This is a genomic window from Plantactinospora sp. BC1, assembly GCF_003030345.1.
Lineage (GTDB): Bacteria > Actinomycetota > Actinomycetes > Mycobacteriales > Micromonosporaceae > Plantactinospora.
Genome location: NZ_CP028158.1, coordinates 1931462 through 1943421 on the forward strand (window position 1 = coordinate 1931462; position 11960 = coordinate 1943421).

Annotated in this window: 11 protein-coding genes; 3 read left to right on the forward strand and 8 right to left on the reverse strand. The window is 72.8% G+C overall.

From position 1 onward, the window contains the following. Window positions 1-4: 4 nt before the first annotated feature. Both C6361_RS08195 and C6361_RS08200 read right to left on the reverse strand, forming a co-directional pair. A complete protein-coding gene (locus C6361_RS08195; RefSeq protein WP_107267345.1) occupies window positions 5-697 on the reverse strand; it encodes an RraA family protein in 693 nt (230 codons plus the stop codon). Window positions 698-851: 154 nt separating this feature from the next. Beyond that, a complete protein-coding gene (locus C6361_RS08200; RefSeq protein ID WP_107267346.1) occupies window positions 852-1490 on the reverse strand; it encodes a maleylpyruvate isomerase family mycothiol-dependent enzyme in 639 nt (212 codons plus the stop codon). A gap of 137 nt (window positions 1491-1627) precedes the next feature. On the opposite strand from C6361_RS08200, the gene C6361_RS08205 reads away from it, so the two are divergent. Continuing rightward, window positions 1628-2629: a sigma-70 family RNA polymerase sigma factor gene (locus tag C6361_RS08205; RefSeq protein ID WP_234359400.1), complete on the forward strand. Its 1002-nt coding sequence runs from the start codon at window positions 1628-1630 to the stop codon at window positions 2627-2629. 64 nt (window positions 2630-2693) lie between these two features. Beyond that, window positions 2694-3074, forward strand: a complete 381-nt coding sequence (locus C6361_RS08210) for a VOC family protein (RefSeq protein ID WP_107263666.1) — start codon at window positions 2694-2696, stop codon at window positions 3072-3074. 47 nt (window positions 3075-3121) lie between these two features. Here C6361_RS08210 and C6361_RS08215 read toward each other — a convergent pair whose 3' ends face one another. The 4 genes from C6361_RS08215 to C6361_RS08230 all read right to left on the reverse strand — a co-directional run bounded on the left by C6361_RS08215 (window position 3122) and on the right by C6361_RS08230 (window position 7612). Further along, complete coding sequence (locus tag C6361_RS08215; RefSeq protein WP_107267347.1) at window positions 3122-4330, reverse strand: PHB depolymerase family esterase; 1209 nt, start codon at window positions 4328-4330, stop codon at window positions 3122-3124. A 156-nt stretch (window positions 4331-4486) separates the two neighbouring features. Next, window positions 4487-5347 carry a carbohydrate ABC transporter permease gene (locus tag C6361_RS08220; RefSeq protein ID WP_107267348.1) on the reverse strand — a complete coding sequence of 287 codons (861 nt, stop codon included), beginning with the start codon at window positions 5345-5347 and terminating at the stop codon, window positions 4487-4489. Further along, the gene (locus C6361_RS08225; RefSeq protein WP_234359401.1) at window positions 5344-6327 is read right to left on the reverse strand and encodes a carbohydrate ABC transporter permease; all 984 of its coding nucleotides are present in this window, start codon (window positions 6325-6327) and stop codon (window positions 5344-5346) included. The genes C6361_RS08220 and C6361_RS08225 overlap by 4 nt, the downstream gene beginning before the upstream one ends. A 7-nt stretch (window positions 6328-6334) precedes the next feature. Beyond that, window positions 6335-7612 (reverse strand): ABC transporter substrate-binding protein, encoded by a 1278-nt coding sequence (locus C6361_RS08230; protein WP_159079240.1) that lies wholly within the window; start codon window positions 7610-7612, stop codon window positions 6335-6337. 165 nt (window positions 7613-7777) lie between these two features. Here C6361_RS08230 and C6361_RS08235 point away from each other — a divergent pair, with 165 nt between their 5' ends. Continuing rightward, on the forward strand, window positions 7778-9769 hold the full coding sequence (locus tag C6361_RS08235; RefSeq protein ID WP_107267349.1) for a beta-galactosidase: 1992 nt from the start codon (window positions 7778-7780) through the stop codon (window positions 9767-9769). A gap of 185 nt (window positions 9770-9954) precedes the next feature. Here the strand turns inward: C6361_RS08235 and C6361_RS08240 are convergent, their stop codons facing one another. Next, window positions 9955-11175: an ROK family protein gene (locus C6361_RS08240; protein WP_107256861.1), complete on the reverse strand. Its 1221-nt coding sequence runs from the start codon at window positions 11173-11175 to the stop codon at window positions 9955-9957. Between the two features lie 189 nt (window positions 11176-11364). Then, entirely contained in the window at window positions 11365-11955 is a 591-nt protein-coding gene (locus C6361_RS08245) for an SAM-dependent methyltransferase (RefSeq protein WP_199853294.1), read from the reverse strand. Between the last annotated feature and the right edge of the window lie 5 nt (window positions 11956-11960).

Consider the following 11960-nt stretch of genomic DNA (forward strand, 5'->3'; position numbering starts at 1 on the left):
CCGGCTACTCCTCGATGGCGCCACCGATCCGGCGCAGGTGCCGCCGGAAGCTGTATCCCGGATCGGCGGCCCGCCGGGCCAGATAGTCGGCGAAGCGGGTCTGCTCGCGCAGGGACTGCCCGGCCCGGATCCGGTCGGCCTGGTCGCGTTCGGTCCGCCGGATCTGCCGCGCGGTCGTCAGCACCTCCTCGGTCCGGTCGACGGCGACGAACAACACCCCGTCGTCGTCGGCGAAGACGGCATCGGCCGCACCGACGGAGTGCGTACCGAACGCTGCGCTGACCAGGGCCGCCGGCTCGGGTTCGTCGAGGCGTACCGGACCGGCCGGGTAGCTGCCGTAGCTGAAGACGGGCAGACCGATCTCCACCAGCTCCGGCGTGTCGCGGTGCAGGCCCCAGGTCACCAGGCCGGCCAGCCCGGCCGCCCGGGCCTCCAGCACCACCAGGTCGCCGACACAGGCCTCGTCGGTCCGCCCGCCGTTGTCGACGACCAGCACGTCGTCCCGGTCGGCGGCCTCCAGCGCCGCCAGGAAGACGTCCACACTGCCGTAGTGCCGGGCCGGCAGGACGCGCCCGGCGAGCCGCTGTCCGGGTACGACCGCGGCGATGCCGGGCGGGGCGATCCGCAGCGGCACACCGAGGCGTACGCAGGCGTCGGCGACCAACGGCGTTGACAGCTCGGCGAAGGCGTCGCGCACGAGGGTTTCCTCCCTGGTCGGATGCGGTCCGGCGGTGGTCTCGCGCCACCGGCGGGAGGCCCGATGCTACCGACGGTCGACCGGTTGCCGGCCGGGCCAATCCGCCACCGGTGGCCCTTGGTCGACGGCGGCACGCTGCCGGCCGGGGCGGGAGTCAGCGGGGTGCGGGCTCCCCGGAGAACCGGGCCGCGCTCTCGCCGTCGAGCCGGCCGGGTGGCAGCCGACGTCCGCAGATCACCAGCAGCAGGTCCTGGGCGAGACCCCGCAGCGGGCTGCCGGTGCCGTAGCTCCAGTCCAGGTCGGTGGCGTGCAGCGCCACCCCGTCGAGGTCCACTCCGAAGTACCCGATGTTTCTCGGTCGCATCCGGGACAGCACCAGGCCGACCCGGTCCGGTGGTGTCCGGCGGTCCAGCCCGAGTCCGACGGTGATGTCGAGTCCGTGGATCACGTCGTGCGAGAGCGCGCCGTGCGCGCCCCCGCCGGGTGGTGTCCAGGTGTGCGCGACGTTGTCCCGCAGCGACCCGAGCAGGCGCTCGGCGGAAAGTTCGGCGGCGTCGCGCCGGGCGCACCGGTCGGCCATCCGGTCGAAGCTTCCCCGGGCCCTGACCAGGTCCACGACGAAACGCCCGAACGAGTTCCGGAACGGCAGGGTGGTGTGTGCGACGACCTCGCGTACCCGCCAGCCGGCACAGAGCGTGGGCGCGTCCCACTGCTCGGGGCGGAGTGCGGCGAGCAGGTCCACCTGTTCCTGGCGCTCGGCCCGTACCTCGGCCCACAAACGATCTTCACTCATCGACTCTCCTCCCGTCCGGCCGCACCGGCCCGGCGGCTCCTGCCGGTGATACGGGGCGGGCGCGGAAAACTCATCGGTGCCCGGACACGTCCCTTTCGGGGGTGGCCGGGCCGGCCGGGCTGGGTATGGTCGGACCGGTGGTGGAACCGACGACCGTGCAGACATCCCGGCTGGACGCGCAGACGTCCCGGCTGGAGCCGTTCCGGACGGAGCTGACCGGATACTGCTACCGGATGCTCGGCTCGGGGTTCGAGGCCGAGGACGCCGTCCAGGAGACCCTGGTGCGGGCCTGGCGGTCGTTCGACCGGTACGACGAGCGGCGCGGGTCGCTGCGCACCTGGCTCTACCGCATCGCGACGAACATCTGCCTCGACATGCTCCGCAGCGCGCAACGCCGGGCGCTCGCCATGGACCTGGGGCCGGCCGCCGACGGGCCGGGCATCGGCGCACCGGCCCCGGAGCGGGTCTTCGTCCAGCCGGTCCCGGACGGCGCCGCGCTGTCGATGCACGGCGACCCCGAGGAGCTGGCGTTACGCCGGGAGACGATCCGGCTGGCGTTCGTTGCCGCGTTGCAGCACCTGCCGCCCCGGCAGCGGGCGGTGTTGATCCTGCGCGACGTGCTCTGCTGGCGGGCCGAGGAGGTCGCCCACCTGCTGGAGAGCACGGTCGCGTCGGTGACCAGTGCGTTGCAGCGGGCCAGGGCGACGCTGCGGACCGTCGACCGGGCCCCCGGCGAACCGTTCCGGCCGGCCGACCCGAACCAGCGCGACCTGCTCGCCCGGTACTGCGACGCGTTCGAGCGCCACGACGTCGAGGCGCTGGTGGCGTTGCTGCACGAGGAGGCCACGATGTCGATGCCGCCGGTCCGGTTCTGGTTGCGGGGTCGCGATCAGATCCGGCTGGCCCTGCTGGATCCGGCCGCGTCGTGCGCGGGTGCCCGGCTCGTTCCGGTCGCGGCGAACGGCTCCCCGGCGTTCTGGCAGCTCCGGCCGGCTCCCGAGGGCGGCTACCGGCCGTTCGGGCTGGTCCTGCTCGACGTGGCCGACGGACTGGTGACCGGGATGACCACGTTCCTCGACGCCGACCGGCTGGTGGCCCTCTTCGGGCCGCCGGCCGAGCTGCCGCCCGCCGACCGATGAGTTCCGGCCTTCCGCCGCGTACCTCCCGACGGAAGTGCTACGACGGATCCCGGAGGAGACCGACATGACCACCGTGCAGCCGATCATCGTCACACCCGACCTGCCCCGCCTGCTGAATTTCTACCAACGGTTGCTCGGGGCGGTGGAGGTACGCCGGTTCCCGGACGACGGGCCGGTCTTCTACGTCTTCCTGCGGCTGGGCGACTCCGACCTCGGGGTGGTCAGCGAGGCCGAGGTCGACCTCTCGACCCCGTCGCGGATCGCCCTCAGCGTGGCCGTGCCGGACGTCGACGGGCTGCTGGACGAGGTGACGGCGCTCGGCGGGCGGGTGCTGGGCCCGCCGAACGACATGCCGTGGGGCCAGCGGGTGGTCCACCTGCACGATCCGGACGGCAACATGGTCAACCTGACCCAGGAGCTGGGCGAGGGCGACCGGGCGGGCTGAGTCGCCGGGTGTCCGGCGCCGGAGGGGCCGGCGCCGGACGGGCCCGTTCAGCAGCCGATCACCCAGTGGGCCGGACCGGTCTGCCGGAGGGTGCTGGTGGCGAAGATGTTGTAGAGACCCATCCGGGCGCCGGAGCCGAGCGCGTAGGCGTACCCGCCGGACTGGTAGGCGCGGCCCGCCTGGACGTGCGCGTAGTTGCTGGCGGTGACGCAGACCGGGTCCTCGCCCGGGTCACCGGGATCGCCCGGATCACCGGGATCTCCGGGGTCGCCGGGGTCGGTGCCGGTGCCGAGGCCGAAGAAGAGCGCGTCCCGGTACGCCGAGCAGATGGTGTCCAGGAAGTAGGCGGCGGCGGTGCCACACTGCTCGGTCCCGGAGCCCGGGTCGACCGGGGTGCCGTGGCCCATGCCGGCGACCCGGTAGAGGCGCACCTGGTCGGCGCCGTACGTCTCCAGCGTGGTGCCGCCGGGCAGGCTCGACGTGCCGCTCGGGGTCTGCGACACGCCCAGCACGTTGGTCCACTGGTCCCGGGACTCGGTGGCGTTGGTGGTGCCGACCGTGTAGTCGGCGGTGCCGTGCCAGATCGCCACCTTCGGCCGGGCGCCGGAGTAGCCGGGGTACGCCTGCCGGACCAGGTCGCCCCACTGCGCCGGGCTCCGGTCGACGCCCGGGTTCATGCAGCTGAACGCGTTGACCATGCTGGTGGCGCAGCGGTAGGGGATGCCGGCGACGATCGAGCCGGCCGCGAAGGTGTCCGGATAGCTGGCGAGCATCGCCGCGGCCATCGCGCCACCGGCGGAGAGCCCGCTGACGTAGACCCGGTTGGCGGCGATGCCGAAGCTGCTCCGGGCGTGGTCGACCATCTGCTTGATGGAGAGCGCCTCGCCCTGGCCCCGGGCGGTGTCACCCGGCTCGAACCAGTTGAAGCAGGAGGTGGAGTTGTTCGCCGACTTCTGCTCCGGCACGATCAGCGCGAACCCCCACTGGTCGGCGTACTTGCGCCAGCCGGAGTTGCTGAAGTAGCCGTTGGCGTTCTGCGCGCAGCCGTGCAGCAGTACCACCGCGGGGGCGTTGCCGGGCAGGTTGTCCGGCCGGTACGCGTACATGGTGAGGTTGCCGGGGTTGGAGCCGAAGCCGGTCACCTGGCCGAAGGTGGCGGCCTGGGCGGGCCCGCTGACGGCGAGTACGCCGACCGCGGCCAGTACGGGCACGAGGGCGGCCCGCACGAGGCGGGCCAGGACGGGTCTGTGGCGCATGGTGGGCCTCCGGCGGCGGTGTGGGCTGGATCACGTGGAAGTTGCCGCGACGTTACGACCCGAAGACGAACCGCCGACATGGCGCGTCGTCACACATTTCCCGACGTCGAAGTGATGCCGATCCCCATGGCCGCAGAGGTGGCGGCGGGGCGCCGGTCAGCCCTTGATCCCGGTCGCCATGATCCCGCGCACGATCCACCGCTGGGCGACCAGGAAGACCAGGGCCAGCGGGAGGACCGAGACGACCGCGCTGGCGAAGAGCGCCGGCAGGTTGATCGCCTGTGCGGTGAGGTTCGTCGACATCGCCACCTGGACCGTCCAGAGTGCCGGATCCTGCCCGATCACCAGCGGCCAGAGGAACGAGTTCCAGTGCTCGATGAAGGAGAGTACGCCGAGCGCGGCGAGCAGCCCCGCCGAGTTGGGCAGCGCCAGCCGCAGGTAGACGCCGAGGTGGCCGAGCCCGTCGATCCGGCCGGCGTCCTCGATCTCCTGCGGGAAGCGCAGGTAGAAGCCGCGGAAGAGCAGCACGGCGAGGGCGTTGAACAGCCCCGGCACGATCAGCCCCCAGAGCGTGTTCACCCCGCCCAGCGAACCGACCACCACGAAGGTCGGCACGAAGGTGGCCGCGCCGGGCACCATCATGGTCGCCACGACCAGCAGGAAGACCGGCCTCGCCGCGGCGACCCGGATCCGGGCGACCGCGTAGCCGGCCATCGAGGCGAGGAGCGTGGAGACCGGGGCCGAGACGATCGCGACCAGCGCCGAATTGAGCAGTGCCCGCCCCAGCGGGGCGCTGCTGTTGGCGAACGCGTCGGTGAAGCCGGTCAGGTCGATCCGCTCCGGCCACCAGCGCCACTCCAGGGCGCCCAGCTCGGTCTGGGTCATCAGCGAGTTGCGCAGCAGCAGATAGAACGGGAGCAGGAACGGCACCGCGAAGACGACGGCCGCCAGGTAGCTGCCGATCCGGGCCCGGCCGATCCGGCCGGCACGGCGGCGTGGGAGGCGGTCGTCGTTCATTCCCCGTCCCCTCTGCCGAAGCCGACCAGCCGGCCCTGCACCAGGGTCACCAGCACGATCAGCAGGGTGACCACGAACGCGCCGGCCGAGCCCAGGCCGTAGTCCTGCTGCACCAGCGAGACGTCGTAGAGGTAGACCAGCGGCGGGCGGCCGTCCGGACCGGGCGCGCCGGCCAGGCCGGTACTGAGCAGGTTGTAGAACTCGTCGAACGCCTGGAACGCCGCGATCACCAGCAGCAGGGTCACCGCCACGGAGGTGTTGCGCAGCAGCGGGAAGGTGATGTGCCGGAACAGCCGCCACTCGCCCGCCGCGCCGTCGACCCGGGCCGCCTCGTACAGCTCGCCGGGGATCTCCTGCATGCCGGCCAGGAACAGGATCATGTAGAGGCCGATCTGCAACCAGAGCCGGACGGTGATCAGCACGATCCAGTACAGCGGCGGGTCGACGGTGGCGATCCACGCGGTCGGCTCCTGGCCGAAGAGGGCGGCCAGCGAGTTGGCCGCGCTGGACGGTACGCCGCTGAACAGGCTCATCTTCCAGATCAGCGAGGCGACCACGTAGGAGACGGCGGCCGGCAGGAAGAAGGTGGTCCGGAACAGTGCCCGACCCCGGCGCAGCCGGTTGACGAGTACGGCCAGGCCGAGGGCGATCGCGAAGGTCAGCGGCACGATCACCAGGGTGAAGACCACGATCATCGACAGCGAGGTGCGGAACCGGGGATCGCCGAAGAGGGTCCGGTAGTTCTCCAGTCCCGCCCAGTCGCCGAGCGCGATGGTGCCCCGGGCGTTGCTGAAGCTGAGCAGCAGTCCCCAGCCCATCGCGACGTACTTGAAGAGCAGCAGCCCGACCAGCAGCGGCGCGGTCAGCAGCGCGAAGGCCCGCCAGGCCGACCAGTCGACCCGGCGGCGGCGCGGCGGCGCGGGCGCCGGCCGGACCGCCGGCCCGGCGTCGGCCTGGAGCGGACCGGTACGCACGGACACCGGGGCCTCAGACCGTGGGCAGCTTGTCGAGCGCCTCCTGGGAGCGGCCCGCCGCGGCGGTCAGCGTCGCCAGCGGGTCGGCGTTCTTGCGGATGATGTCGGAGGCGGCGTCGTCGTACGGCTTGCTGACCGTCGGCGCCCAGAGCGCGGTGGTCCGGGTGCCGTACTGGTTGAGCAGGTCCACCACCTTCTTCGCCGGCCCGGTCCGCAACGGCTCGGCCTGGGCGGCGAGGCTGGCCCGGGGCGGCACGTGGAAGCCGTAGCTCAGCGCCCAGTCCTGCTGCACCTCGTTGTTCTGCAACCAGAGCCACTGCACGTACTTCTTCGCCTCGTCGACGTGCTTGCTCTTGCCGTTGACCACCTGGGACCAGCCGCCGAGGATCACCACCGGCTTGCCGGTCGGGCCGTGCGCCGGCCACGGGACGAGGTCGAAGTCGTCGCCGAGTTCCTTGCTGATCCGGGGCAGCGCCCAGAGCCCGCCCCAGGCGATCGCGGTGGCGCCGGTGATCAGGGCGCCCGGGTCGTACCACTCGGTGGCGTAGCCGAGCAGCATCGACTTGTCGGTGAACATCCGGCGGGCGACGGCGAAGGCGTCGGCGATCTCCGGGGTGGCGTAGCTGACCTTCCGGTCGGTGAGCACGGTCTGGCCGACCGAGAACGGCAGTACCCCGCGCATCCCGGCGAGGCCGTCGTTGCCGACGAAGATGCCCTTGGTCTTGCCCTTGGTGAGCGCCTTCGCGGCGGTGACCAGCTCGGTGAGGGTGGCGGGTGCCGCGATGCCGGCCCCGGCGAGCAGGCTCTTGCGGTAGTAGAGCAGCATCACGTCGATGATCATCGGTACGCCGTACGCCTTGCCGCCGTGGGTGAGCGGGCTGAGCGCGTGCGGGTTGAGTTCGGCCTTGGCCGCCCCGAGGATGTCGTCGAGGGCGGCGACCTGTTGCTGCGCCACCATGTCCGGGGTGACCTCGTTGATCTCGTACACGTCGGGGCCCTCCGGGGTGAGCACCGACGACTGCCACTTCGTCTTGTAGTCGCCCGGCACCCAGGTCACCTTGACCGCGACGTCCGGGTTCTGCTTGGTGTAGTCGGCGGCGTAGCGCAGCGCGGCCTCCCGGGTGCCCTGCTCGCCGTACTCGTGGTACCAGTGGTTGAGGGTGACCTTGGCCGACCCCCCGCCGCCGCCGGTCGGGTCGGACTGGCAGGCCGGGAGCACGGCGCCGCCGACGACCAGCAGCGAGCCGCCGAGGAAGCGCCGTCGGGACAGGCCGGAACGGGTACCGCTCATGGTGCGCCTTCCTTCTCGCGCGGCAATCGGCGCGGGCATTGGAGCTGGTGGATGGCGTCGCTGGGGTGAGCCGTAGCCTAGGCTTCTGCAACTACTTCGTCAAGGACAAAGAATAAGCCTCTGTGGCCGGTTGACGCCCCGCCGTCCAGATCGGACGATCTAGGCATGGCCTTCGATCTCCCGGCCCTGCCCGGCTTCGCCTTCGGCGGCGACTACAACGCCGAGCAGTGGCCGGAGCAGGTCTGGACCTCCGACGTCCGGCTGATGCAGGACGCGCGGGTCGGCCTGGTCACCGTCGGCGTCTTCGGCTGGGCGATGCTGGAGACCGAACCCGGCCGCTACGACTTCGACTGGCTCGACCGCCTACTCGACCTGCTCGCCCGGCACGGCGTCGCCGTCGACCTGGCCACCGCCACCGCCGCCCCGCCGCCCTGGTTCAGCCACGCCCACCCCGAGTCGCTGCCGGTCGGCCCGGACGGCAGCCGGCTCTGGTGGGGCAGCCGGCAGGCGTACTGCCCCAGCTCACCGGCGTACCGGGCGGCGGCCGTGGCCCTGGTCGAACGGCTCGCCACCCGCTACGCCGACCACCCGGCGCTGGCCATGTGGCACGTCAACAACGAGTACGGCTGCCACGTCGCCCGCTGCTGGTGCGACACCTCCGCCGAGGCGTTCCGGAGCTGGCTGCGCGACCGCTACGCCACCCTGGACGCGCTCAACGCCGCCTGGGGCACCGCGTTCTGGTCGCAGCGCTACACCGACTGGGCGCAGATCCTGCCGCCCCGGCAGACCCCGAGCTTCACCAACCCCACCCAGCAGCTCGACTTCCACCGCTTCTCCTCCGCCGAACTGCTCGACTGCTACCGGGCCGAACGCGACGTGCTGCGCCGGCTCAGTCCGGGCGTACCGGTGACGACGAACTTCCTGGTCGACCGGTGGAGTGTGGACTTCTGGGCCTGGGCCGGCGAGGTCGACGTGGTCGCCATGGACCACTACCTGAGCGCCGACCGTGCCGACCCGTACGCCGACCTCGCCTTCATCGCCGACCTGGCCCGGTCACTGGCCGGCGGCCGGCCCTGGGCGCTGATGGAGCACGCCGCCAGCGCCGTCAACTGGCAGCCGCGCAACCTCGCCAAGCCGCCCGGACGACTGCGCCGGGACTCGCTGGCACACGTCGCCCGGGGCGCCGACTCGGTGCTCTACTTCCAGTGGCGGGCCTCCCGGTCCGGCGCCGAGAAGTGGCACTCCGGCATGGTGCCGCACGCCGGCACCGACACCAAGGTCTGGCGCGAGGTGGTGGCGCTCGGCGCCGAACTCGACGAGCTGGCCGAGATCGTCGGCAGCGAGGTGGTCGCCGACGTCGCCGTACTGCTCGACTGGCCGAGCATCTGGGCGCAGCAGCACCCCAGCCAGCCGAGCGTGGACGCCGAACCGGTGGCGTTGCTGGAGCAGTGGCACCGGGTGCTGCGTACCGCCACCGTCACCTGTGACTTCGCCCGACCCGGCGGCGACCTCGGCCGGTACCGGCTGGTGCTGGTCCCGGCACTGCACCTGGTCAGCGACGCCGACGCCGAGAACCTGACCCGGTACGTCGCCGACGGCGGCACCGTGCTGATCGGCCCGTACGCCGGGGTGGTCGACTCCGACGACCGGATCCGGCTCGGCGGGTACGGCGCCTGGGCCGAACTGCTCGGCGTACGGGTCGAGGAGTTCTTCCCACTCGACGAGGGCCAGCGGGTGCCGCTCGGCGACGGCACGTACGGTCGACTGTGGACGGAGATGGCGACGGCGGAGACGGCCGAGGTGCTGCTGACGTACGCCGCCGGACCGCTGGCCGGCGCTGCGGCGCTGACCCGTCGGCGGCACGGCCGGGGCACCGCCCACTACCTCGGTACCCATCTGGCCGACGCCGACCTCGGCCGGCTGCTGACCCGGCTGGCCGGCGAGGCCGGGGTGGTGCCGGTGCTGGCCGCCCCGCCGCCCGGGATCGAGGCGGTGCAACGCCGGCATCCCGACGGTCGCCGCTACACCTTCCTGGCCAACGACACCGACGGCCCGGTCGAGGTCACCGTCGACGGCCGGGTGCTGTGCGGTGCCGAGCCGGCGCCGGGCGGCGTCCGGATCCCGCCACGCGGCTTCGCCGTGCTCCGCGCGGGTTGACCGGGCGGCGTCCGGATTCCCCCGCGCGGCTTCGCCGTGCTCCGCACGGGTTGACCGGCCCGGCGTCCGCCGGGAACGGAGCGCATCGCGCCCGGACGGCGGCCGAGTAGCACGGGTCGAGCGGCACGGCAGCCGATCGGCGGCGGCGATCGGACCGGTTCCCGGCCCACGGCGGTGCCGGGCGGTCAGCGTTGCCGGATGAGGCCCCCGGCGGTGGTGCCGATGCCGGCGAGGAAGCGCTTGAGGGCGAAGGTCGCCGCCCCGAGGCTGACCGGGTTGCCGGGGATCCGGCAGAGCGTGATCTCGGTCGCCGCCAGCGGCCGGCTCAGCGCGTGCTGGGCCACCACCGCCCGGACCTCCGCCAGCAGCGCCTCGCCGAGCCGGGCCGCGACCCAGCTGCTGAGCACGATCACCTCCGGGTTGACCAGGTTGACGAGGTCGGCGACGGCGACGCCGAGATAGCGGGCGGTCTCGGTGACCACCTTGGCAGCCACCGGATCTCCGGCGGCGACCCCGGCGGCGAGCGCCTCGACGGTCGCGGTCTGGTCCTCGGGGTGCAGCAGTGGACTGTTCGGCGCCAGGTCGCGCAGTGTCTGCATGATGCCGGGGGCACCCACGTACGTCTCGACGCAGCCACGGCTGCCGCAGTGGCAGAGCCGCCCGTCGACCACCAGGGTGGTGTGCCCCCACTCCCCCGCACTGTTGGTGGCGCCCCGGTAGAGCGCCCCGCCGAAGGCCAGCCCGGCGCCGACCCCGGTGCCGAGGTTGACCACCACCACGTCGTCGCGCCCCCGGCCGGCCCCGAACCACAGCTCGGCGACGACGCAGGCGCGCAGCGGGTTGTCCAGATAGAGCGGCAGGTCCAGCGAACCGGCGAGCAGGTCGCGCAGCGGTACGTCGTGCCAGTCCCAGTTCGGGGCGTACACCGAGACCCCGCCCTCGCGGTCGACCTGGCCGGGCACGCTGACCCCGACCCCGAGCACCCGCTCCGGGTCGACGCCGCCCTCGGCGAAGGCCGCCCGGACCGCCGAGGCGATGTGCGCCACCACCTGCTCGGGCCGGTTCTCCGTCCGGTGCAGCTCCTCCTCGACGCTGGCCAGCACCCCCAGCCCGGCGTCGAAGAGGTCGACGTGCACGTACGTCTCGGCCACGTCGACGCCGACCAGCGCGCCGCCGGCCGGGTTGACCGAGACCACACCCCGGGGCCGCCCGCCGCCGGAGTCCTGGTAGCCCACCTCGACCAGCAGCCCCAGCTCCAGCAGCTCGCCGATCAGGTTGGCGGCGGTGGCGAGGCTGAGCCCGGTGTCCTGGGCGATCTGCTGCCGCGACACCATCGGCGCGCCGATGATCCGGCGCAGCACCTCGAAACGGTTGGCGATCCGGATGTCCCTGGAGGTGCGCTTCACGGCGAAACTCTAGACCCTTCGTGGCCGGCACCCCGGCGGACCCGGCGGCGGCTGACGCTCGTCGAAGACATCGACTAACGCTTATGATAAGCAGACGAGATAGTCTCCGCGCCAGCGCGAGATCGGACCGAACGGACCGGCCGGTGCCGTCACCCCGGGCCGCACGGTCCGGGAGGTGGCTCGCGCGGTTCAGGGGCGGCGGGTACCGATCACCGTCGAGAGGTCCGGGGCCAGCCGCACCTCGGTGGCGAGCAGCGCCGGATGGTCGAGCCAGCCCAGCCGGGCGGCATCCGGAGCCGGACCGAGCATCGGCGGCCACCCGGTCAGCGGGGTGAAGTCGTCGACCACCACCGACCCGGCCGGCCGGAGCAGCCGCTCGGGATCCGCCGCCGCACCCTGCTTGCCGTTACCACCGCCGTCGAGGACCAGCAGGTCGAACGGGCCGTACCCCTCGATGCGCGTCCAGTCGCCGGAGACCACCTCGACCCCCGGCACATCGGCGAAGAGCCCGGCCACCCGCTCGGCCCGCTCGGCGTCCCGCTCGACGCTGACCACCCGGACCCCGGGCCGCCGGCCGGCGACCAGCCAGGCCAACCCGACACCGCAGCCCGTACCGGTCTCGCCGATGGCGGTGGTCGCGCCGGCCGCCAGCGCGGTCAGCAACCGCCCCTGTTCCAGCCGGCACGAGCATCCGAACTCCAGCTCCTCGGCGAGCGCCACCGCCGCCGAGACGAGCGGCGGCAGCCCGGTCACCCCGGCATAGCTCGCGGTACCCCGCATCGACA

Excerpts from the sequence above, each read along its gene's own strand:
- C6361_RS08215 (WP_107267347.1), bottom strand. The coding sequence starts at position 4,330 with ATGCGCCACAGACCCGTCCTGGCCCGCCTCGTGCGGGCCGCCCTCGTG.
- C6361_RS08245 (WP_199853294.1), bottom strand. The coding sequence starts at position 11,955 with ATGCGGGGTACCGCGAGCTATGCCGGGGTGACCGGGCTGCCGCCGCTC.
- C6361_RS08220 (WP_107267348.1), bottom strand. The coding sequence starts at position 5,347 with ATGAACGACGACCGCCTCCCACGCCGCCGTGCCGGCCGGATCGGCCGG.
- C6361_RS08210 (WP_107263666.1), top strand. The coding sequence starts at position 2,694 with ATGACCACCGTGCAGCCGATCATCGTCACACCCGACCTGCCCCGCCTG.
- C6361_RS08200 (WP_107267346.1), bottom strand. The coding sequence starts at position 1,490 with ATGAGTGAAGATCGTTTGTGGGCCGAGGTACGGGCCGAGCGCCAGGAA.
- C6361_RS08235 (WP_107267349.1), top strand. The coding sequence starts at position 7,778 with ATGGCCTTCGATCTCCCGGCCCTGCCCGGCTTCGCCTTCGGCGGCGAC.
- C6361_RS08230 (WP_159079240.1), bottom strand. The coding sequence starts at position 7,612 with ATGAGCGGTACCCGTTCCGGCCTGTCCCGACGGCGCTTCCTCGGCGGC.